At 40.0% G+C, this 21,351-nt stretch carries 19 protein-coding genes and 1 pseudogene; 12 read left to right on the top strand and 8 right to left on the bottom strand.

Features of this window, described 5'->3' with window-relative positions:
- Positions 1-86 precede the first annotated feature (86 nt).
- Positions 87-986 (top strand): transglutaminase-like domain-containing protein, encoded by a 900-nt coding sequence (locus EHQ64_RS11995; protein WP_135649721.1) that lies wholly within the window; start codon positions 87-89, stop codon positions 984-986.
- Positions 987-1,076: 90 nt separating this feature from the next.
- Positions 1,077-2,036: a polyprenyl synthetase family protein gene (locus EHQ64_RS11990; protein WP_135649720.1), complete on the top strand. Its 960-nt coding sequence runs from the start codon at positions 1,077-1,079 to the stop codon at positions 2,034-2,036.
- Positions 2,037-2,091: 55 nt separating this feature from the next.
- Here the strand turns inward: EHQ64_RS11990 and EHQ64_RS11985 are convergent, their stop codons facing one another.
- Positions 2,092-2,841: an LIC10920 family plasminogen-binding lipoprotein gene (locus tag EHQ64_RS11985; protein WP_135649719.1), complete on the bottom strand. Its 750-nt coding sequence runs from the start codon at positions 2,839-2,841 to the stop codon at positions 2,092-2,094.
- Positions 2,842-2,994: 153 nt separating this feature from the next.
- Here EHQ64_RS11985 and EHQ64_RS11980 point away from each other — a divergent pair, with 153 nt between their 5' ends.
- Positions 2,995-4,137, top strand: coding sequence for an LBF_2804 family protein (locus EHQ64_RS11980; protein WP_135649718.1), 1,143 nt, complete (start codon positions 2,995-2,997; stop codon positions 4,135-4,137).
- 44 nt (positions 4,138-4,181) lie between these two features.
- Positions 4,182-5,216: pseudogene (locus EHQ64_RS11975) on the top strand (MBL fold metallo-hydrolase).
- A gap of 152 nt (positions 5,217-5,368) precedes the next feature.
- On the opposite strand, the gene EHQ64_RS11970 reads toward EHQ64_RS11975, so the two are convergent.
- The 3 genes from EHQ64_RS11970 to EHQ64_RS11960 are packed head-to-tail and all read right to left on the bottom strand — an operon-like array spanning position 5,369 to position 8,990.
- Positions 5,369-6,145, bottom strand: coding sequence for a ribonuclease H-like domain-containing protein (locus EHQ64_RS11970; RefSeq protein ID WP_135649717.1), 777 nt, complete (start codon positions 6,143-6,145; stop codon positions 5,369-5,371).
- Between the two features lie 17 nt (positions 6,146-6,162).
- Positions 6,163-7,932, bottom strand: a complete 1,770-nt coding sequence (locus EHQ64_RS11965) for an apolipoprotein N-acyltransferase (protein WP_135649716.1) — start codon at positions 7,930-7,932, stop codon at positions 6,163-6,165.
- Entirely contained in the window at positions 7,929-8,990 is a 1,062-nt protein-coding gene (locus EHQ64_RS11960; RefSeq protein WP_135649715.1) for a lipase secretion chaperone, read from the bottom strand. Before EHQ64_RS11960 ends, EHQ64_RS11965 begins: the two co-directional genes overlap by 4 nt.
- Before the next feature lie 113 nt (positions 8,991-9,103).
- On the opposite strand from EHQ64_RS11960, the gene EHQ64_RS11955 reads away from it, so the two are divergent.
- Complete coding sequence (locus EHQ64_RS11955; protein ID WP_135649714.1) at positions 9,104-10,129, top strand: NAD(P)-dependent oxidoreductase; 1,026 nt, start codon at positions 9,104-9,106, stop codon at positions 10,127-10,129.
- Between the two features lie 5 nt (positions 10,130-10,134).
- Here EHQ64_RS11955 and EHQ64_RS11950 read toward each other — a convergent pair whose 3' ends face one another.
- The gene (locus EHQ64_RS11950; protein WP_135649713.1) at positions 10,135-10,797 is read right to left on the bottom strand and encodes a flagellar assembly protein FlaA; all 663 of its coding nucleotides are present in this window, start codon (positions 10,795-10,797) and stop codon (positions 10,135-10,137) included.
- Positions 10,798-10,907: 110 nt separating this feature from the next.
- Here EHQ64_RS11950 and EHQ64_RS11945 point away from each other — a divergent pair, with 110 nt between their 5' ends.
- From EHQ64_RS11945 to EHQ64_RS20480, 3 genes are all read left to right on the top strand, one after another.
- The gene (locus EHQ64_RS11945; RefSeq protein WP_135649712.1) at positions 10,908-11,348 is read left to right on the top strand and encodes a hypothetical protein; all 441 of its coding nucleotides are present in this window, start codon (positions 10,908-10,910) and stop codon (positions 11,346-11,348) included.
- Positions 11,349-11,461: 113 nt separating this feature from the next.
- Entirely contained in the window at positions 11,462-12,703 is a 1,242-nt protein-coding gene (locus EHQ64_RS11940) for a hypothetical protein (RefSeq protein ID WP_135649711.1), read from the top strand.
- A 225-nt stretch (positions 12,704-12,928) separates the two neighbouring features.
- Positions 12,929-13,051 (top strand): hypothetical protein, encoded by a 123-nt coding sequence (locus tag EHQ64_RS20480; protein WP_281275529.1) that lies wholly within the window; start codon positions 12,929-12,931, stop codon positions 13,049-13,051.
- Positions 13,052-13,075: 24 nt separating this feature from the next.
- Here the strand turns inward: EHQ64_RS20480 and EHQ64_RS11935 are convergent, their stop codons facing one another.
- Together EHQ64_RS11935 and EHQ64_RS11930 are read right to left on the bottom strand one after the other, a co-directional pair.
- On the bottom strand, positions 13,076-13,654 hold the full coding sequence (locus EHQ64_RS11935; protein WP_135649710.1) for a hypothetical protein: 579 nt from the start codon (positions 13,652-13,654) through the stop codon (positions 13,076-13,078).
- 12 nt (positions 13,655-13,666) lie between these two features.
- Positions 13,667-14,299, bottom strand: a complete 633-nt coding sequence (locus EHQ64_RS11930) for a TetR/AcrR family transcriptional regulator (RefSeq protein WP_135649709.1) — start codon at positions 14,297-14,299, stop codon at positions 13,667-13,669.
- 133 nt (positions 14,300-14,432) lie between these two features.
- Here EHQ64_RS11930 and EHQ64_RS11925 point away from each other — a divergent pair, with 133 nt between their 5' ends.
- On the top strand, positions 14,433-15,710 hold the full coding sequence (locus tag EHQ64_RS11925) for an NADH:flavin oxidoreductase/NADH oxidase family protein (protein WP_135649708.1): 1,278 nt from the start codon (positions 14,433-14,435) through the stop codon (positions 15,708-15,710).
- A 148-nt stretch (positions 15,711-15,858) separates the two neighbouring features.
- Here the strand turns inward: EHQ64_RS11925 and EHQ64_RS11920 are convergent, their stop codons facing one another.
- On the bottom strand, positions 15,859-17,115 hold the full coding sequence (locus EHQ64_RS11920; RefSeq protein ID WP_135649707.1) for an MFS transporter: 1,257 nt from the start codon (positions 17,113-17,115) through the stop codon (positions 15,859-15,861).
- A 435-nt stretch (positions 17,116-17,550) separates the two neighbouring features.
- Here EHQ64_RS11920 and EHQ64_RS11915 point away from each other — a divergent pair, with 435 nt between their 5' ends.
- The 3 genes from EHQ64_RS11915 (at position 17,551) to EHQ64_RS11905 (ending at position 21,325) form a co-directional block, all read left to right on the top strand.
- Positions 17,551-18,645: an L-dopachrome tautomerase-related protein gene (locus EHQ64_RS11915; protein WP_135649706.1), complete on the top strand. Its 1,095-nt coding sequence runs from the start codon at positions 17,551-17,553 to the stop codon at positions 18,643-18,645.
- A gap of 278 nt (positions 18,646-18,923) precedes the next feature.
- Positions 18,924-20,531, top strand: coding sequence for a xylulokinase (locus EHQ64_RS11910; RefSeq protein ID WP_135649705.1), 1,608 nt, complete (start codon positions 18,924-18,926; stop codon positions 20,529-20,531).
- 116 nt (positions 20,532-20,647) lie between these two features.
- Complete coding sequence (locus tag EHQ64_RS11905) at positions 20,648-21,325, top strand: TetR/AcrR family transcriptional regulator (RefSeq protein WP_135649704.1); 678 nt, start codon at positions 20,648-20,650, stop codon at positions 21,323-21,325.
- The last annotated feature ends 26 nt before the right edge of the window (positions 21,326-21,351 follow it).

Here is a 21,351-nt window from a genome sequence, read left to right as displayed (position 1 = left end):
ATAGTTAATTTATACTGCTCATCCTTTTTTGTATCTATCTTTCAGATCCGAATTGACTTTCGTTTTCGTAATTACACGTTATAGTTATGCAATTCTCCGATTCTTCCTTCGGCACAGTTCCATTTCCTCCGGATAAGATCGAGGATAAGTTTTATCAACTAGAGTTTGCATCGTTACAAGATAAATCTAGGATCATTAAAGAGATCGCAGGAATGATCCCTTGGCAAGTTCGTGTTCAAGAAGTTGCTGACGAACTAAAAGATCCTACACTTAGAGTATTCGCAAGATCGGTCGGCGCGGATATTCATTCGGAAAGGATCAGTTATCGTTATTCTATATTAGCTGAAAAAGGACATCCGAATCATTATGATGATCTGGAAGAAGGTGTATTTCTACTTTCTACAGTAATCGATCCGGATCTTTCTTACTTGGAGTTCAGAACATATCTAGATCGGATCGCGCTTCGTGTAGAAGAGTTAGTGGATCTGAACGAGGACCTTGCTTCTGATGAAGTAAAAGTGCATTTTTTAACCAGAGTACTTTCTCAAGAGGAAGGTTTTGGTGGAAACCATGATCAGTATGAGGATCCGAACAATTCTTATTTGCATAAGGTATTCTCTTCTAAAAAAGGGATCCCGATTTCTCTATCAGTAATTTATCTTTTGGTCGCTCATAGACTACAGTTGCCTCTATACGGGGTCAACATGCCCTTACATTTCCTTCTACATTTTGAATCTTCCGAATTCCAGACCTATATAGATTCTTATCATGGCGGGGTCATGTTGGACAGATCCACCTGTATTCGTTTTTTAAAGGCAAATGGATTCCAAGCTCACGAAAGATACTTCACTCATGCAAGTAGTCTTACCATTCTCAAAAGAATGTTCCGTAACCTGATCCATATTTATCGCAAAAAAGAGGACAGGGATATGGAAAAGATACTCTCTCGTCATCTTCTCGCCTTAGACAATAAATGGAAACCTTGACCAGAAATTGGTCTGGAATGCCTCGTTCCGAATCCTTTACTGCTTGAGTCGAAAATTCGATTCTAAATACTGTCGAAACAGGAAAACCGCGTGAAAGCCAAAGGATTGAAGGATCTCTTAGTCCGAAAGTTCGATAAAAAACTAAAAGAAATCATAGACGAAGATCTTCGTATTCTGGCCGAAATCAAAGATTATACGATTCGGTCCGGAGGGAAAAGGATCCGTCCTATTCTGCATTATTGTCTTTGTAAAATTTTAGGGTATAAGGGCGAAAAATATACGGATGTAGGAGCAATTGCGGAGTTGATCCATGCCGCAAGCCTTCTGCATGACGATGTTGTGGACGAGGCCCAGACCAGAAGAGGGATGCCAAGCGTTCCATCCAAGTTCGGAAATAAAACTTCTATTTTGGCGGGAGACTATCTTCTCGCATGTGGTATAGATCATTTGAATAGCTTAAGTTCTCCTGATCTTATGGATCTTTTTACAACAGTCATAAAAGATCTTTCAGTTAGCGAACTGATACAAATGGAATGGGAGAAAAATCCTAAAATCACTTTAGATATATATAATAAAGTAGTTTATGGAAAAACAGCATCCTTGTTCGGAGCTGTGTCCGAAGCAGCGGGGATCCTAACTGAAGTTCCTAAGAAGACCAGAAAAAAACTTCATGAATTCGGAATTCGATTAGGATTTCTTTTTCAAAAACAAGATGATGCGATCGATTATTTCCAAGCCGGAGATCAGACAGGAAAAATCCCGCTCAAGGACTTTCGTAACGGTTTATATACCTATCCGATCTTAAAGTTATTGGAAATTGCGGATAAGAATGATAAAAAATTGGCGCATTCCTTATTCGCTAAAGAAGAAAGAAATTCCCAAGACGATCTTGTTATCCTTTCTTTATTGAATAGATATAATATCCGCAAAAGCCTAAACGAAGAATTCGTTTCCGACGTAGAGGAATTACTCGGGTTCTTAAAATCTTATCCCGAATCCAATGAAGGAAACTTGGTCAAAGAACAATTCCGTAAGTTAATGGAAGTATAATAAAAAAGCCGCTAATTATAGCGGCTTTTTTGCAAATCCGATCTTTTAGATCAAATCATTGAGTGGTAGTAGAAGAACCTGCAGGGATTGCATTACTTGTACAGTTAATATCTCCCTTGATTGAAACAGTTGTTCCAGCTATACTATTTACATTGAAACAATTGATCCCGTCTTGGGTAAAACACATACTATTAGAAGTAGAAGAGGTACATTTAACAAAGTCCGTTGTATTACATTGTGTTAAAGCAAGTCCAACCGATCCGGAATCAACCTTCTTCCCGACTAGGTCCAAAGAAACAGTCAGATAAGATAAAGACTGAGCATTTGAAGTTGCGGTATCTACCGGGACTCCGCTTCCTCCCCAGAAAATTTTTCCGAAATTCGCCAATGCAGCAGGAATTCCAAGAGAAGGTAAGCCTGAGTAAGTGAAACCTTGTTGTGCATCCACAGAACCTTGGTTTTGGGTCGCGTCGTATACGAATTTTAAAGTGATATACGCTCCGGTAGTAAAATACATACGAGAGTTGATCGTAAATAAATTGTTAGTAGTTCCGGTGCTTCCTGTAGTAGTTCCGGTCGTGGTTCCAGTTCCGGAGCTAGAATAAGGAGTTGCAGTTCCGCAGTTGGAAGTTTTGTCCTTATCGATCTCTCCTTGGATAGGAAAAGTAGAACCGTCGGTTCCTGTTGCGGTTAGATCAATTTTATTAACATCGTTGTTATTGCAGGACACAAGCAGAATGGCCGAGGCGATCAGGCCGATACATGCTGGGATCAATTTGGAAAAAAACGGTTTTGAGAACGCCATAATTCTAATATCTATCTTCGGAAAATCACGGTCAAGAATGAAATCCTGGGAACGAAAACTCGACCTGTTGGCGCATTAGACCCGGGAAACTCAGGTTCAGGTTCCCCATTCGAGTTGACGAACCTCTAATTTTGGGTTTCGATCTTCCTTCTTATGGATGTTAGGGCCGAATCATATTCCGATTATAAACCGGGTGTTCTAGAAAAATGGGGAATACAAATCCTTCTGGATTATGTCAGAGAGGAAAAAGATAAAAATACGTCGGAAGAACCTAGCGAAGATTTTTTTCCTAAGAGCACGAAAATTATCCGCTGGGCAACTTTCTGGGGATTACAGATCGGATTTTGGACTACTTATTTAATCATACTTGTGGAAAAACTTTTTCCGGAATCTCCGGAAGTTTTCTCTCCTGAGTTCATAGAAAAATGGAGTTATGCCGGAGCCGCACTCGCGATCGGAACTATTTTAGAATTTTACCTTCTATATAAATTGGGATTATGGGCGGCGTATAGGCTCACCAAACTTTCCGGGATCCAGCTGGAAGAGGATCCTGATTTAGTTACCGGGAATGCGAACTTATTATCCAGAATGGCTTTGGAAATCCCGGATCCGGATCTGAAACTATTAGGAATCGATCCTCTCAGGCTTACGGATAAAAGAAGTCTTCTGATCAGAACATTCTTTTATAAAACCAAAGTTTTACTTTCGAATTTATTGGCGAAGATCGTTCTTCGAAAAATTTTAGCGAGGAACTCTCTTCGAGTATATGCAGACTATGTGGCTGCCCCGATCACTGCGATCTGGGACGGAGTAGTCATGTATCTGATCTTAAAAGAACTTAGGATCAGACTTCTATCCAGGATTATCGCAAGAGAGATCACGGACGAAATATTATCTAGATCCAAAACTCTGAGTGAAAACGCAAAGATCGCTTTTCTCGCGGCTATTGGAAACTCAGTCGTATTCACCCAAAGGTTCCATCCGAATTTGGAATACATGCTGATCAAAATGCATAAGGGATTCGGATTGAATTCCCATAGTGGTTCTTTAGATGATCTAGACACCTTTGGAAGTTTGATCTCCAAATTATCAGTTCCGGAAAAACAGGCCTGTTTGAAACTTTTATGCGTAGCTTGTTCTTTCGATGGGAAACTTTCTTCGTTCGAAACGAAACATATCAAACGGATCTTGGGGGAAGAGGCAAAAGAAAATCTAGACTCGATCCGAATTCTTTCCGAGTATATCAGAAAAGGAAATTTAGAAGCTTGCAGAGAAAGGAGTCGCTTGTTTTCCTAGGAGAGGAACTAAGTGGATCGATCTAGTTTCAGGAGAATTCAATTTTGAAAATCCATCACTATGACTCCATACCAGACGTAAAAGAGATTGGGGACGGAATTTTTAAGACTGAGATCCCTCAGCCATTTTACGCGCCTAATAATATATACATTCTTCCTGAAGGCGAACCTACGCTCATCGATTCCGGGTATCTCGCCAACTTGGGAATGCTCCAAAGAGCTCTCCGAAAAATCGGGCTTAGCCTAAATAAGATCAAACATATATTTTATACTCATAATCATTTGGATCATTTGAGTGCGGTCCTTACGATACGATATTATACGGATGCAAAACTGTATGCGATGAAAGGAATGGCTTCCGGTATCGGGAATTATCTGGAACACGTAGAAATGTTCAACCGTGCTTAAAAACGTTTGGTCTATAAGGGACATCGTGTGCCGGGAGATCGTAAACGAGAGTTGGCAAGAATTGAAGAAGGAAATTTAAACTTAAGAAATACATTAAGTAGAGGGACTCGGATCGAGCCAGTCTTAAAATTCGATGTAGAACTTGTGGAAGGGGATGTGATCCAGGCCGGAGGAAGAGAGATCGGATTTTTACATACTCCAGGCCATAATCTCTGGCATTTAACTCCTTATATATTGGAAGAGAATATATTTTTTACAGGAGATTTAGTCCTTCAAAACATATCTTCGATTTACGCCGAGATTGATGGAAATTTGGAGGACTATTACAGATCCTTGGAGCGAATTTCTAAAATGAGTATTCGTAGATTATTACCTGCTCATGGACCGGAACCTGAATCTCCGCAAAAGGCGATTAAACTTCTGCATAAAACATTACAAATATTGGAAAGAGGGATCATTCGCAGATTAAAAGAAAAAGAATACGATCTGTCCACTCTTACATTGGAAGCGATGGGGGAGAAGGTCGCGAATTCAGGATATTATAATACTGCTATGGCAATTCTTCATTCTATGGTGCGTAAGTTTGTGGATAAAGGTTGGGTGGAAGTATTAGAGACTGAACCTCCTTACGAAACCTATCGTTGGATCGCTGAGGCAGAGGCGCAGAGTTAAGAATGGAGAGACGCTAAGATTTCCCACGCAGAGGCGCGGGCCACAGAGAGGTGAAGTCAGGAAATTAATGCGAAGAGTTTACTCTAAGACGCCCCTTCGATACAATTTTGCTAGCGCAAAATCACTCAGGGTCCGCCCTTCCTGCGACTTTTTCAACTTTGTGTCTCAGTTATAACTTCGCCAAAAAATCGAGTGTCTTTTATCTTAAGATTGTAGGCCTTGATAAATAAAAGTTCTAGGTTCACCACATCTTCTTTATTGTATTTTAATAAAAGATCCAATGCATCTTGGTCATCGTATTGAACATACTGCCACCATAGTCGGACCGCATCAGCTCCATTGACTTCGTAAGGAAGATCTCTTTTAATTCCTAATGCCTTTTCGCTTCCTTTTAAACCACCTTTGATCCCAAGGCTACGAAGAATATACATCAGATCTAAATGACGATTTTTGAATTTTCTTCCGAACTCTCTTTCTAAAAAAGGAACATCGAATGCGGCTCCGTTATAAGTAACAAAAACATGTGAATTCGAAAGTTCTTCCGGAAAATCATCCATATTCCTTCCGCGAAGATATGTTTTGAAATTTTTGCCGTCGTATGTTCCTACTACGGTAACAAAATCTGTGGAGCCTAGGCCTGAAGTTTCGATATCAAGATAGAGAAGATTTTCTCGAATGATCGGAAACAATCTCCATTTTTGTTGGTTTGGTAGAGCGAAGAAGAAATAATCCCAGTTCTTTCGATCCATTTCCTTTCTGGAAAAATCGAGAGAATCCAGAAGTAATCTGGAATGCATATCGGAAGGATCTTTTACTTTTTCTTTTAATAACTCTCTATACTCTTCCCAATGCAATATACCTTGGTCCCAGAGTTTTGCCTCTTCCAATATATCGATCCCTGGAAGATGACAGAATGTATGTTCTAACAAAGATCCCCCTAAGAAAATCAGTTCTTAGTTTTGAAAACCCCGGTTTTCTCCGCAAGAAAGAATAACGCGAGAGCTAAAATGGAATAAAAGTAAAAGGGAATATTTCTCCATTTAGAATATAGTGTATTTCCGTTCGGTTCTAATTTTGTAGCAGGAAGTAAAAAAGACCTTGTATCCTTTTCACTATACTTAGTCGGATGATTCAAACTTCTACCGAAAGGATCCACTGCAAAAGAAATCCCATTCACTGCAGGTCTCACCATCGTAAGTCCGAATTCGATCGCTCTAAAACGTACTGCACCACCGTGTTGCCAAGCTTCTACCTCGGAAGAAAACCAGGAATCGTTTGTGGGATTCACAAAAAAAGTATATTTGTCTTTCTCTGCATAAGAGACCGAGTCTGTGACCAAAGCCGGAAACATCGCTTCGTAACAGATCAAGGGAAGAATTTGATAAGAGACTACTTCTTCTTTTCCTGAGCTGGTTAAATAAGGTCGGAAATGATCCGGATTTTGGATCAGCGGAGTCTCTTCTTCTAAAGGGAGAGAAGGGAATTTTTCTCTTCGAAGGGCTCTTGTTCCTATCAGAGGTTTCGGCTCTCCACCTGTGATATAGAAAGAAGTTTCCTTAAATAATTTTCTTAGGAAAGGAAAAACGGATTCGAATGGAAGATATTCTCCGAAAGCCAATAGCCTTCTTTTATCATAGCGGATCACTTCTCCATTGGAAGAAGAAAGAAGTGTGACCTGATTTTTTAAACCTTCCGGAAATTGGTTTAGTTCATTATAAAGTATATCCGCTCCTGTTTTATATGCAAGATACATCAATGCACCGTGATAAGTGGAAGAATATACGCTTTGGTTCGGATTTTCATTGGGAATGGTCCCATGAAATGGAACTGCGGATTCCGGTAAAAATAATAGATCGGGAGGCGGAGAAGTTTCTAAAGAAGAACGTAAACCCAATTCTAAACTTGTGCTGATCGTTTGACCTACAAACTCGGGATTTTCTGCCAATTCCCTTTTGCCTGGAGAAGTATTAGGCTGTATTAGAATTCCTGAAAGTTTTAAGACCCCGTTTTCTATGATAGGAGTGGAGGAGGGAACACTATAATCCGGAGCGGAATATAAGCGAAATCCGCCGAGAGTCCAAAGAAATCCAAAGATTAAAATTCCTACGATCCCGTATTTTCTTTGCGATTGATCTTTTAAGAAGTACAATGAAGAGCTTCCAAGAAGAAGAAAAAATCCCACTCCATAAACTCCGAACCAGGAAGCGATTTGAGAGAAGGAAAGATTTCCTTCTGCCATATTTCCCCAAAACCAAGGGAATAATTGAGGAACTATAATGTCGGATAAAACTCCCCAGATCGGGAAAAGGATCCATCCTAGTAGATCGGATCTTGTAGAAGAGTTTACGTACTTCGTATATAAGGATAAACTAAAATTCCATCCGAAATAGAATAGGACCATTTTAAAATGAGAGAGAACACCATATACTAAAAATAAGGCCCAAGAAACAAGAGTGCCCGCTCCGGAGATCGCAGAGATAGAGGAGGGGATCCAAAAGAAAACTACAAGATTGATTGTTTGAGAAAGACCTAAAAGCCAATAAAAAGCGGATCTAGATCTCCATTCTTTTAATTCTAAAAAAAGAATATAAGCACTGAAAGCGCCAAGCCCTCCGGCCGGAAAAAACTCGAAGGGCTCCATTCCGAACAAAAGTCCGAATGAGATTCCGATTAGGCACAAAAAAGGACGAATCGGATTTCTGGAAAACCGGATCATTGGCCTTGCAGACGTCTTTGGTCTTCTTCTAATGCTTTTCTTCTGCCGTAGGCTTCCGCTTCTTCCTGACCTAGGTTTTTCACTCGGATATCATTGAGTGCCTTATTTCTTTCGTCGGCTTTTGCAGTTGGGTGAGCTTTTATCCAGGCCTGTTCTTCTTGATCCGTTTGGTTTTCTTTTTGTTTAGCTGCTTCGATCTCTTTATATACTTTTTCGATACGATCCGCTCCATCCTTTCCGAAATATTTTTCTCGGATGGCTCTGACCTGAGGATCTTTTTCCGCAGCAGATAGTTTATTCAGATCCGGTTCTTTGAAGAAGAGTTCAGTCTCGTATTTTGTAAACTTAGGTTCTCTTTTATTGATCGTATTATAATAATTTCCGTAAACTCCCTTACGGTATTCCTCATACCTTGCGAGTCTTTTATCTCCGGAAAGATTTTTGGTCTCACTCAAGAATTGATTATAACCGAATTGGAAATCCTTTTCAGCCTCTTCTAATCCGAAGATCAGTTTCGCATCTTGATCTGAGAAAATTTCCCTTCTTTTCTTCTTTACGATTTCGTAAATTTCTTCGGGAGTTTTTCCCTTAGGCTGTTCGAATTCTCTAAGCACCATCTCGTATGAAAGGTACTTTCGAAATAATCCGATGAGACGCTCTCCTGCAGCACCAGGATATTGTTCTAATATGAATGCTTTTACGATCTCATTGCACTGATCAGGAGTATAATCCGCAGGGCATTTTCTTCTTAATTCCCAAAGAGAAGAAACCAGATCCAATTCTCCGTTCGAAGCATATTGTAAAATTTCGTCGTAATTCAACCATTGTCCGTCTCTGTACAATTCTCTAGAAGTTGCGACGATTTCCGGATTAATGATCCATTCTCCATTCTCGTTCTGAGTAATGGTAAAGCCGGGAGAATCATCTCCATCAAAACCGAAGTCTTTTCCGGGGGAGCCTGGCTCCCAAAGTAGGAAAACAACTAGGGCGAGAAAGATCAGGAAACCTAGTGAAAAAAGCCAGATTTTCGGGGGGATTTCTTTTAAACGTTCGAACATTTGAAATATTTACCGGTTGGAAGCATAGACGGTATTGTTTGGCTTCGAGAAGGCAAGACGTTTTTCAGGGAAAATCAATTGGCGATTCGGAAGGTTTTTGAAATCATTCCTTCATGTCTCTTCCCATTTTATTCTATCCGGAAGGAACCGTTGGAGCTTCGGAAATTTTTTCCCATTTCCGGAATTTAGACGTAAGATCCTATCCAGTTAAATTTCCTGAGGAGACTGAAAAATTCCATCCAGAAATTCTAATCGCGAATACTAGACTTAAGATAAACCAAGATACTTGTAGAAAGTTCCCGAGCGTGAAAATTTTCGCTACCGTAAGTTCAGGTACGGACCATGTGAATTTTTCTGACCTAAAAAAAGTATCTAAGATATTTCTGAATTCACCTGGAAGTAATGCAGGGTCTGTTGCAGAATATTGTTGGATCTCTATTCTTCATTTTTTTTCAGAAGAAGAATTAAGGAAGAAGAAGGTAGGGATCATAGGTTTCGGAAATACCGGGAAAAAATTCGCAAAGATCCTAGAAGAAAAAAATATTTCATATATTTATAATGATCCGTTCATCAAAGACCGTTCCGTTCCGATCGAAGAAATATTAAATTGTTCCATAGTAAGTTTACATGTGCCTTTAACTAAGGACGGACCTTATCCTACGCATAATTTGTTGGATCTGGAAAAAGTTTCTAAATTGAAAGAAGGAACTTTAATTCTGAATACAAGTAGAGGAGAAGTTTGGTCCGAAGAAACATTCCAAAAAATTTTGGAAAGAAAAGATCTGTATAAGGTAATCGATGTGTTTGATCCGGAACCTCCTATAGGAAAGATCGCGGAACAAATGGCCGGTCTTGAAAATTCTATCTTTACTCCTCATATCGCAGGTTATAGTCAATTGGGGAGACTTTTGGGAACCTATAGACTTGCAGAAAAACTTTGTATCTTATATAAAGAAAAACCCTTACCGGGCCTATCCGAATTCATAACTTCGAACCAACCAATTTCCACCGAAACTTTTCTCAAAGAAGAGAACGATAAATTGAAAGAGTCTTGGAAGAAGGGAGATTGGGAATATTTCGAAAAAAGAAGGAATTCCTACCCGGCACGAAAAGATTTAGGGCTTTTTGGTCTCGATTAGAACTATTATTTTACTAATGCTTTTTCGCCGGGGAAGAGTAGATACTTAGGCCTCGTCTTTGCGAGAATATCATCTATCACGAAAACTTCTCTCGTTCCTCTTTTTCTTTCGAAGGGAGCTTCGTATAAAAAACCTAAAAATACTAACTCAGAATTTTTATGGGTAACCAGATCGTCCTGTCTTACTTTGCGAGTGATATCTAAGGACAATACCTTCCATCCTGAAAAATTGAAATGGGTCAAAAGGATCTTTTTTTGATCTAGACTGGAATCTCGTAATAGAACGAAAAGAGAACCTCCACCTTCATTCGCATACATATGAAACTTAAATTCTTTTACGAATTCTTTTGAGGACCAAGGATTTTTGAATAAGATCTGGAAGGATTGGTTTTTTTCCGCACTCAATTCCACATACAGTGATTTTTCGGATTCTCTTTCAGGAGTTCTGAAGACGGAAGAAATCCTAACTTCCGGAATAAAATCCGGCCCTAGTTTTGCTTTTACGTTCTCTTCTCCAAAATTTTCCGTTTCAAAATCCTGGACCACGATCTCTTTATAGATCCCGGAAAGATCTTTGGTAGATATTGGATTTGAGAAGAATAGGGATCCGAATAAAGAAAGACCGAAAATCAAAAGTCGATTATTTTCTCCGATCCTTCTTTGCCCCATACATATTGTTTCGGCTAATTCAGAAAAAACTCCAATCCTTCTCTTGTTTTACAATAGGCTTAAGTTTCTAAAAATCTTGATATACGGGAACCTGTTTCGAGAATAAGTCCATGGACTCTTCGGAAGATCCTTCCTATCCTACTCAGCTGGAATTCGGGAGCGCGTTTCGTTCTGCATTTCATGAATTTTTCGGGGACGAAAAAGAGCTACAATACGAATTATACGACATCAAATCCGAAGGTTCGGGCCCTAAAGCAAAATGGGCTACTTTTACGATCCGGAATCCTTTAGGTGGGAGAGCGATCGTATTCAGATTCGATCCTGATTCAGGCTCATTCTACGCAATGTTAAAAGTCCAAGTTATCCCGGGAGAAGAAGATTGGAGTTTGGACTCTTTCTTTCAGAAGAGCGGGTTTGCAGAGATAGATTCCGAAGACGTGCAAAAGGCCGCCGGAGAGTGGGTATTTCATTCCCTAGCGAGACATTATCTTGGGACCATCTTCCGATACTGCCCAAGAATATTAGAACCGGATTATAAATTAGAGCCTTGAATCGTTCTAAACCTAAATCGGGCCTAGAACATTCCCATAAAGAGTGCACCAATACCCCAAAAAAGTAAGGAAAGATTTGTCTATAAATTGTTATTATAGTAAAGAACCTAGCTATGAAAAGACTCGTTTTATTATTCAATATCTTATTTATCTTTTACTGTAACCAAGCTAAGGAAGTGAATATAGATGCTTCCCAGTCTATAGTAGGTCTTTCCTTGGATCTTGTTATATCCAATCAACTCCAACCTACTTCTGATAATGGAGTTGAGTTTGCAGCTGTAGGTCTGGTTTGCTCTTTATGGACTAGTGTTGACGGAGTTGCTTGGACTGTGAATACAGGTTCTTCCGTTTTTCCGGATTGCTCCGGAGGTAATTTATACTCTATCACTTACGGGAACGGTTTATTTGTAGCTGTAGGAACACTCAGCGGTGACTTTACATCTAGATCGAATAACTGTGGGATTTGGACAAGTCCTGATGCAGTAACCTGGAAACGGATCGCGTGTCCGAATTCGGCCGTACATGTAAGCCAGGTAAATCTACCATTACGCACTATCACTTATGGCTCAGTTGGTGGGGTGAATAAATTTATTGCAACGGGTTCCAAGTATGCCTCTTCTTCAGGCGATAACTTATATATGGTCCAAAGTTCGGATGGAGTTACATGGACTGTAATTGAAGATATCGCAGATGTAGATTACGGCTCTGTTGACGCTTCCTGTCTAATTGCAATTTATAATAATACGGTCTATTGCTCGATGGAAGTAGGATCCTATACTGCTATTTTAAGATATAATCCTGCGGCATCCGTTAATGCTCTCGAATCATTTCCCCCGGGAGGAAGTTCTTTGGGTTCGGTGGTATGGAATCCTCCTACAGCTTCTCCTTATGAGATGACTACATTTCAATTTTTCAAATCACGTTCGAATGATTTCTATTTGGTTGGAACTAGGGGAGGCGACTCTGTGTCCGTGAGTTCCAAGATGAACTCGAACGGAACATGGCCAACTTCAGTAGCTACAGGTTTCGGAACCAATAATAGACCGAACGGCTTTGCAAGTGATAAGTCGGGAAATATTTATACTTTCGGATATAATTGCAGATGGGCTTATTCTTCTAACCAAGGAACTTCTTGGACTGCGTTCAGCGCTTTAGATACTTGTGGCGGTTCAAGCGGATACAATGATTGGATGTCCGCTGCGTATAGCTCAAAACTAAATCGGATCGTAGCCGTTGGAGATTCAGGCTCTATTGGCACTACTGGAATTTCACCCACTCTAAGCACTGATTGGACATACTTGCAAGTTTCCGGCATCACTCTCGAGATCACTTCAGTCACTAGCAAGAACAAGTAAGCTCTTGCAAATCAAGGGTCTATTATAAATCTAGAAAGAAGATGGACCCAATTCTAATTATAGTGATCGTATCTGGATTTCTTGTGGGGATCCTGTATGGACTCTGGATCAAAAAAAGACATAAAGACGTAAGATAATTTTACAAAAGTCTTACTTAAGGGACTCTAAAAAAATTTCCAAAATTTGACCATCATCGACTTCTTAGTTGTTATCTAATATGTAACGATGAAGAATAAAGAATTCAAACTTAGGATTTGGAAAGTCTACCGGATCATTCGACCTTTGATGGCGATCTTGATCTCTCTGATCTTTTTATTATTCAGTATTTATCTTCCGATTAAGATCTAAATTTTTGCCGTTCAATTCTAAAGTTCATTCTATCCCTTCGATTAATATTGCGCCTAGAATGATCGTAACGAGCAAAAAAAAATCCAAAAGTAGTACAACTAACGAGCTAACTAGTAAACGAAGCAGGTGATGTGCTAAAGAAATTTCTTTGGTATTCACTAAATATATATTATATAAGATCAAAATAACAAAAGAAGATATACAGATCTGTCCGAAAGGAATCCCTTCCAAAGGCCCATTCATTATAATCTGAATATAGATCCAGGGAAAGATGGACACATTATGCAGGGATAAAAATAATCCGTATGAACACGGATCGAAACGATTTCTATACAAGGAACTCGGTGTAAATTTTTCGGATTGCCAAGCCGCGATAGAAATAATAATCACACCTGCTATATGTGTGAAGATCTGCATTTTTATGGAAGAATCGTTTATTCGGATCTCACCTATAGAAATAAGAGCTAATCCAATAGCGATGATCATCGGAAGAAATACGAGCCAGAAGATCAATCGCATCTGAGAATTTGCGATCTTCACCTTCGAAATAACTAAAAAATGTAAGAGGGAATAGGAAATAAATAAGACTATACTTTCGGTCATCTGACGAACGGATCAGATCTCACAATTATCGTGAGGAAGAAAAAGCATCGATTTAAAAAAACCTTTTAGGACCTGTCTTCCCATTGTTTGTAATGCTCTTTGGTTGGAAATGTCGGATTGGATCTGCAGTCCGTCAAAAAGAGCGATCAATGTCCTTGCAGTCAGTTCAGGAGAGAGATCAGCTTTAATAATTCCTGTTTTTTGAGCCTCTTTGATCGTTTTTGAAAAAAGTTTTTCTAAAGAATCATAAAATTCTAATATTTCTTTCTCCATCGCGCCGCAGGCAGTTGCTTCCGCGAAAAGGCGGGGGCTACAGTTCCCTTCTACCGCTAATCTGTTAGCGAGTCTTTCTAGGTATTCTACGAGTCTAAGGTGAGCAGGTAGTTTAACTACCTCAGGTTCTTCGAAACCGAATCTTTCCCAAGAAAGGAAGTTACGGATTAAAGTATCTCTGATCTCTTCCTTACTTTCAAAATGGAAATAGATCCCACCTTTAGTAAGCCCTGCCGCATCTGCTATGTCTTGGACGGAAGTTCTTTCAAAACCTTTGCTGAAAAAACATAACATTGCCGCCTGTAGGATGGATTCCTTTCGGACTTCCTCAGGCATTTTCTTCCAACCAGGTTTTCCTTTGGCGACCTTCATTCTCGACCTATGTATCCTAAGATTTCATTCCAAGGTCAAACGAATTCCGATAAAAGCTTAAAAATAAATACCAACCGGTAGGAATTTTTATTGACCAGCCCAGTCAAATAAATACCGAATGGTAGGAAATAACTTGAGTGAGAATTTTATGATCCAGGCATTAGAAAAGAAGGGCATCTCTTCCGAATTTAAACTTCCGAACGGCCAGATATTCAAAAATAGGATTGTGAAAGCCTCCATGGAAGAAGGTCTTTCGAATTCCGAATTCTTACCCGGAGAGAAATTATTCAAACTATATACTAGATGGGCAAAGTCCGGAGCAGGGATGTTACTTACGGGAAATGTAATGGTCGATCCGGGGGGATTGACCGGTCCTGGAAACGTAATTCTAAGAAAACAAGCCGATCTTTCTCCTTTGAAAAGATGGGCCGAGATAGGAAAATCAGGTGGTTCTAAAATTTGGATGCAGGTCAACCATCCTGGTAGACAGACTTTCGGTTTTATTACTGAAACACCTGTAGCTCCTTCTGCAGTAAAAGTGAATATACCTGGAAGGATGTTTGCAAAAGTTTTTGGAGAACCAAGAGCTTTAACTTCAGATGAGATCAAGGTGTTGATCCAAAAATTCGTAGATGCTGCAGTTCTTGCAGAAAAAGCAGGATTCGACGGGGTAGAAGTCCATTCCGCTCATGGTTATTTACTGAATCAGTTCCTTTCTCCGATCACAAATATTAGAAAAGATGAATGGGGCGGCTCCTTAGAAAATCGTTCCAGATTTTTGTTGGAGATCTTAAAAGGTATCAGAGGATCTGTTCGTTCCGATTTCGGTTTAGGAGTAAAATTAAACTCCGCGGATTTTCAAGGAGGAGGATTCCAAGAAGAAGATTCCATCCAAGTAATTAAAATGCTCGAACCTTTAGGTCTAGATCTTTTGGAAATTTCCGGAGGAAATTACGAATCACCTGCAATGCAGGGGACAGGCACAGGTAAAAGAGAAGCATACTTTTTAGAATTTGCGAAGAAAGCAAAAGAAATCACTAAGATCCCTTTATTAGTTACGGGCGGATTCAGAACAAGATCCGTTATGGATGAAGCCATTCTTTCCGGGCAAAGTGATTTGGTCGGGATAGCAGCTCCATTTGCATTTCATCCTGAATTTGTGAACGGATTACTTTCCGGTGCAGTCGAAAAAGTTTCCGTCGAGATCCCTAAACTTTCTAATCCTGCTCTTAACTCATTATCTAAGATGTCCGCGATCCGTTTACAATTCAGAAGAATGGGAGAAGGAAAGGAACCTAGACTTCCCGGCTCTTTAATTTGGAATATGATCTCTGATCAGATCCGAGGACGTAAAAACGCTAAAAAGTATAAGAAACTATTGCCTCACCTATTAAAAGCGGAGCAGGTATAAGACAGGCAGACTATAAATTAAAAATTGGGAAATAAAAAATTTTGGGAACGAATTCGATCATTTCCGATCTGATCTTCAAACGACTTTATCCATTGAATAGCAAACCTTAAACCGTCCGTCGGAGGAATTCCGACGGACCTTTTTTTATTTATTTGCGTGATAAGGTATTTTCTGTAACTTTTTGGCTGCCGAGCATTAGAGGAGATTCTTTCAGAAGGAATGAAAGAATTAAATTTACGACTCCGAGTCCCATAAAAATTTTCAGGAAAAGATCGATCCCTAAGAAGTTCAAACCGAGGATAAATAAGATCCCTGAGATCTGGCCGATCCAAAGAAGTAAACCTTGAGAAGAAGATTCAGGAGCCGGGGAAGTAATTTCTGCACAGTATTGGAATCCGATCGGAGCACCGATCCCAAGTAAGAAGAAACCGATTAAAAATGCTCCGGTTAAAACTAGAGTGTAATCGTTTGCTAAAGAGAATAATAACATTCCAGGAAGAAAACCCGCCATTGCGACTACTAAGAAAGGTTGTCTTCTTCCTACTTTATCGGAGATCAGAGGAACAAAAATCCCCGCGATAATTCCTGACATTAACATCATTCCTGCGATCTCTCCGGACTGGGTCATGTTCAGATGTTTTGTTTCACAGATCTGGTCTATACAAGTGCTGACCGCATTAAATACTCCCAATCCGATCAAGAACAGAAGTAGAGATTTTCTCATGTCCTTTTGGCTAAGGATATGTTTTAAACCTTCGAAAACTTTAAATTTGGTATCTTGTTTTCCGGCAAGATCTGGCGCAGTAGGAGGTTTCTCTTTAAAGAAGGCTAAGAATAAAGCAGAACCTACAAGTGCGACGAGTCCATAATTTAATAGTATGCCTGGGATCTCTTGTGGATTCGGATTCACTTCTCCAAGCATCCTTGGAGTGATCGCCATGACTAAAATGATGCCGATGAATTGGGCCAATGTTCCTATTGCAACTGCTGTCGCTCTTTCTGTGATCGGGAACCACTGAACACTAACTTTTGTGACTGCGTTTAATATGAAAGGTTGTGCGATCGCGAGTCCCACTTGGGATGCAATGATGATATTGTAATTATCTCCATATACACCTTTACTTAATGAAAATAAACCGGTAAGTGCAGCTCCAATCCCAACTCCAATCCGGATCCCATAAGTATCGATGATATAGGATGCTGGAATTGCCATTAACACGAAGACTCCCATAAAAATTAGGGAAAGAAGATCGATTTGGAGACTGCTAACATCGTAGAATAGTTTCGCTTCTCTGGCTATCGGCGCAAAAGTAAGCCATTGGATTTGAATAATTGCCGTAATTAATGCGTATAGGCCTAGGATCACCCACCTGTAGCCGTATACTTTTACCTGGTTTTCGCGCATAGAAAGCCCCGTTTTTCTGTAAATAATGGAATGTATATATTTCGCATAACCTGATCCCGAGGGAGTCTGAACTATATGCTCGGAAGTTACTTTGACAGTATAGGAGCAATTGGCTTTGCTTCCAAGCAAATTATAATTTTGGAATGGGAACTCGTATCTATTTTACTCCTAATTATAACGTTCACAATGTTAACCGTATAAGTGATCAAAGGGAATGTAAGACGTATATAAGTACAGGGTAATTCGGGACTATAATCCCGTTCTTTTGAGTGAAGTTCGTGTTTATAGATTGAAACTAGTACTTTATGAAATAAGAAAGTTGTAAGTTTTGTTTTTTAAACAAAGACCGTATTCTTAAATTCGGACGTTCGACTTAGACAATGTGGACGACCATTTTCTTTTTTGCCTTATGATATGGGCAGTGGAGAAAATTTTATGTTAAAAAAATTGACCCTTGCATTGGCTATAGCTTCTGCCATTGTAAAATGCGAAACAGGCAATTTGGAAGATAGGACAACGATCCCTAAATATCCGAATGCTTCTTTGGAAAAAGTAATCCAATTAGATCGACCTCCAGGAAATATCAGCGCTTCCGCAACTGGTCGGATCTTCTTTTCTTTTTTTCCCCAGGGAACTCCTACGATCAAGGTTGCAGAACTTAAAAATGGTCAGGTGATCCCATTTCCTAACCAGAACTTTCAGAAAAATTTCAACACCGTTCTATCCGTTCGAGTAGACGACAAAAATCGTCTTTGGACTTTAGATTATGGAAATTTAGGACTTACGAGACCCAAGGTATATGCATTCGATATAGAAACTGGAGCTACGATCCACGAGTATGAGTTCCCGATCTCTATAGCACCTAAGGATTCCTTATTCAATGATATGCAAATCGATACCGTAACTGAGACGATCTATATTACCGATACTAGCCCGATCATTCCGGATCCGGGTCTCGTGGTTTACGATATCGTTTCTAAAAAAGCCAGACGTCTTTTAAAAGATCATGTTTCCGTTGTTGGTGAAAGGAACGAGATCGTAGTAAACGGGAGCCCATTCCAGGTCGCAGGAGTTTCGATCATATTCAATGCGGACTCTATTGCCTTAGATCAAAATAGAGAATGGTTGTATTTTGCTCCTTTTACCTCCGGAGAATTGTATAGGGCAAAAACGACAGTATTAAGAGATACTACGTTAACCGCTGCACAACTAGCGGCTCAAATAGAACAATATTCCTTAAAAACAATGAGTGACGGGATCAGCATTGATAAAAGCGGTAATATCTACGTTACTGATGCGGAGCATTCTGCTGTGAATCTGATCGATCCAACAAAGAAGATTACTACCTTATTTAAGGATCCGAGCTTTCGTTGGCCGGATGGATTTACATATTCTCCCGATGGATATATGTATCTAACTTGCAGTGCTTTAAACGAAGTTTTCCTGCAAACAGATAGCACAATCCTGAGCAGAGGGCCTTACTATATTTATAGATTCAGACCGGAAGCGGAAGGAATTATAGGAAGATAAAAAATATTCTTCGGCTTCGAATGATTTCGAAGCCGGAATTACAAGATCAACGCCTCTTATCTCTCATACATAAATCATCTTAGATTTGAAATATTTTCTGAGTGACTTTTTGAGAGTACCTCATCAGTGTTCTTGCCTGCCCGAAAAAGATATTGGATAAACCGCCATTTTATTCCGGAAAAGTGATTGCCCTTTTTCATGGTCTTTCCAATCTCCTGATGAGTGAGTGCTCACTCATCAGGCTTTTCAACTAGTCTGGGCAGCGGAGGATCTAATTCATGAAATCTAAAGTCTATGTTTTGGCTTACGATATAGGAACAACTGGGACCAAAACTTGTCTTTTTGAGATCGGAGATAAACTTACGCTCGTACATTCCGCGGCACAAGAATATGGATTAACTCTTTTGGAAGGCGGAGGAGTGGAGCAGGATCCTCAAGACTGGTGGAACTCTATGAAAGATACCACCGCTCAAGTCTTAAAAGAAACGAAATTGGATCCTTCCGAAATTCGTGGGATATCCTTCTGCTCCCAAATGCAAGGACTCGTCCTTATAGATAAAGATCTCAAACCTGTTCGTCCTGCGATGAGCTATATGGACCAAAGAGCTCGAGAAGAAATGAAAAAAGGGATCGAGCATGGGATCAAGATAGAAGGATTGAATGCATATAAACTTCTACGTTCATTACAGATTACCGGAGCAGTTGCTGGAAGTGTAAAGGATCCATTATGGAAATATAAATGGGTAGAAGCCAAAGAAGCGGAGAGATTCGCAAGAGTATACAAGTGGTTGGATGTGAAAGATTATCTGACCACAAGATGTACCGGTCGGCCTACCATGACTTTAGATTCTGCATTCGCTACATTCTTATATGATTCTCGTCCGGGCAAGGGCCGTTGGCATAAGGGTTTGTGTAAAATGTTCGGTGTTCGTTTAGAACATCTTCCCGATCTTGTGGAATCCACGGATCTAATCGGTGGATTAACTGCAGTTTCCGCAAAAGAATTGGGTTTAAAGGAAGGGACTGCAGTATTCGGCGGAGGAGGAGATGCTTCTCTGATTGGGATCGGTGCTGGTGCAGTCGAGGAAGGAGACACTCATATTTATGCAGGAACTTCCGGTTGGGTTTCTACCATCACTAAAAAAAGAACCGTGGATATCAATGCAAGGATTGCGGCTATCGTAGGCGCAAGAGCAGGGCTTTATAATTATTTCGGAGAGCAGGAAACTTCCGGCAAATGCCTACAGTGGGTAAAAGACCATTTGGCTTTGGATGAAATAGATGTTTATTTAGAAAAAAAGAATGTAACTGAAGGGGAAGATGCGGTTCACGCCAGCTTATTTGCATTCTTATTCGAATCGATCAAGGATACACCTGCAGGAAGTGATGGAGTCATCTTTACTCCTTGGCTTCATGGAAATCGTTGTCCATTTGAAGATCCTGCTGCAAGAGGAATGTTCTTTAATATAGGATTAGATACAGGAAAAAGAAAATTGATCCGCGCAGTAATAGAAGGTATTTCCTTTCATAAACGTTGGATATTGGAATTATCAGAAGCTAAAATACCAGCTTCTTCTACGATTCGATTCGTAGGGGGAGTGGCACGTTCTCCGATTATTTGTCAGATATTGGCGGATATTACTGGGAAAACTATAGAAACAATAGAACATCCTCAAAATGCAGGGGCGACGGGTGCCGCGGCAATCGCTGCTTTGGGGTTAGGTAAAATAAACTCTTTCGGGGAGATTAAAAATTTAGTTCCGAGTAAGGAAAGATGGACACCGAATTCTGCGAACAAAGCAGTATATGATAGAAATTTTTCCGTATTCAAAAAACTATATGAAGCGAATAAGACGCATTATGCGATCTTGAATAAACATAGATAAAGTTAACCGAGCCATCCCATAAGGGACTCCTTATGAATATACTGTTTAGGGTATGGATAATTTTGTAATTCGCGTATAGAATTTCAGAAACTCGGTTGAGGCAAGGGTGTCAACTGATGAAGAGAATAGAACAGTCCAATCGAGTTCGGGCAAAAATATTAGAAGTTTCCCGAAAACTTTTTGTAAGCGAAGGTTACGAAAAGGCAACCATCCGTAGGATCATTGAAGAAGCGGAAATTACCACAGGTAGTCTCTATCATTTTTTCAAAAATAAGGAAGAGATACTTCTCGCAATAGCGGGAGAGGTATTTAATGAAGCGGGAGAGATCGCCGAACGCCTAGTAGGCGAGATGGATCCTCCTTTGGTATTTGCGATGGAAATTGGACTCCAATTCTATCTTTGCCAAAAGAAACTAACCATCGCCGAAACGTATTTGGCAGCATACAGGACCCAAGGCGTTACCGAGATGATCGGGAATCGAGGATCCCATAGAAGTAAGATCCTATTCGAAAAATATAATCCGAATTTCGACGAACAAGATTATCTGATCCGCACATTGGCTTTTAGAGGTGTGTTCCAAAGTTTGTTGGAAGAAATGGTCTACTCCGGCCAGGTCGATCGACTCAGAATGATGGCGACAGTGATCCAATTAGGTCTGACCACCTTCGGAGTTCCTAAGGAAGAAACCGAGATCGCGATGCAAAAGACTTTCCGTATCCTGAGAGAAAGATCTAGCGAGATCGAAGCTCTTGCGGAAGGATTATTGGAAATTTTCGTAAACGGTCCTAAATAGCCAGATTTTAGTAGAAATTCGATAAG

Source organism: Leptospira sarikeiensis, from assembly GCF_004769615.1.
In the GTDB taxonomy this organism is placed as follows: Bacteria; Spirochaetota; Leptospiria; order Leptospirales; family Leptospiraceae; genus Leptospira_B; species Leptospira_B sarikeiensis.
The sequence above is the reverse complement of the archived record's forward strand: the minus strand, read 5'-3'. Positions and strand labels throughout refer to the sequence as shown.

Coding starts and splice junctions, on each gene's coding strand:
- EHQ64_RS11995 (WP_135649721.1), top strand. CDS start 87: ATGCAATTCTCCGATTCTTCCTTCGGCACAGTTCCATTTCCTCCGGAT.
- EHQ64_RS11985 (WP_135649719.1), bottom strand. CDS start 2,841: ATGGCGTTCTCAAAACCGTTTTTTTCCAAATTGATCCCAGCATGTATC.
- EHQ64_RS11980 (WP_135649718.1), top strand. CDS start 2,995: ATGGATGTTAGGGCCGAATCATATTCCGATTATAAACCGGGTGTTCTA.
- EHQ64_RS11965 (WP_135649716.1), bottom strand. CDS start 7,932: ATGATCCGGTTTTCCAGAAATCCGATTCGTCCTTTTTTGTGCCTAATC.
- EHQ64_RS11960 (WP_135649715.1), bottom strand. CDS start 8,990: ATGTTCGAACGTTTAAAAGAAATCCCCCCGAAAATCTGGCTTTTTTCA.
- EHQ64_RS11955 (WP_135649714.1), top strand. CDS start 9,104: ATGTCTCTTCCCATTTTATTCTATCCGGAAGGAACCGTTGGAGCTTCG.
- EHQ64_RS11950 (WP_135649713.1), bottom strand. CDS start 10,797: ATGGGGCAAAGAAGGATCGGAGAAAATAATCGACTTTTGATTTTCGGT.
- EHQ64_RS11945 (WP_135649712.1), top strand. CDS start 10,908: ATGGACTCTTCGGAAGATCCTTCCTATCCTACTCAGCTGGAATTCGGG.
- EHQ64_RS11940 (WP_135649711.1), top strand. CDS start 11,462: ATGAAAAGACTCGTTTTATTATTCAATATCTTATTTATCTTTTACTGT.
- EHQ64_RS20480 (WP_281275529.1), top strand. CDS start 12,929: ATGAAGAATAAAGAATTCAAACTTAGGATTTGGAAAGTCTACCGGATC.
- EHQ64_RS11935 (WP_135649710.1), bottom strand. CDS start 13,654: ATGACCGAAAGTATAGTCTTATTTATTTCCTATTCCCTCTTACATTTT.
- EHQ64_RS11930 (WP_135649709.1), bottom strand. CDS start 14,299: ATGAAGGTCGCCAAAGGAAAACCTGGTTGGAAGAAAATGCCTGAGGAA.
- EHQ64_RS11920 (WP_135649707.1), bottom strand. CDS start 17,115: ATGCGCGAAAACCAGGTAAAAGTATACGGCTACAGGTGGGTGATCCTA.
- EHQ64_RS11915 (WP_135649706.1), top strand. CDS start 17,551: ATGTTAAAAAAATTGACCCTTGCATTGGCTATAGCTTCTGCCATTGTA.
- EHQ64_RS11910 (WP_135649705.1), top strand. CDS start 18,924: ATGAAATCTAAAGTCTATGTTTTGGCTTACGATATAGGAACAACTGGG.
- EHQ64_RS11905 (WP_135649704.1), top strand. CDS start 20,648: ATGAAGAGAATAGAACAGTCCAATCGAGTTCGGGCAAAAATATTAGAA.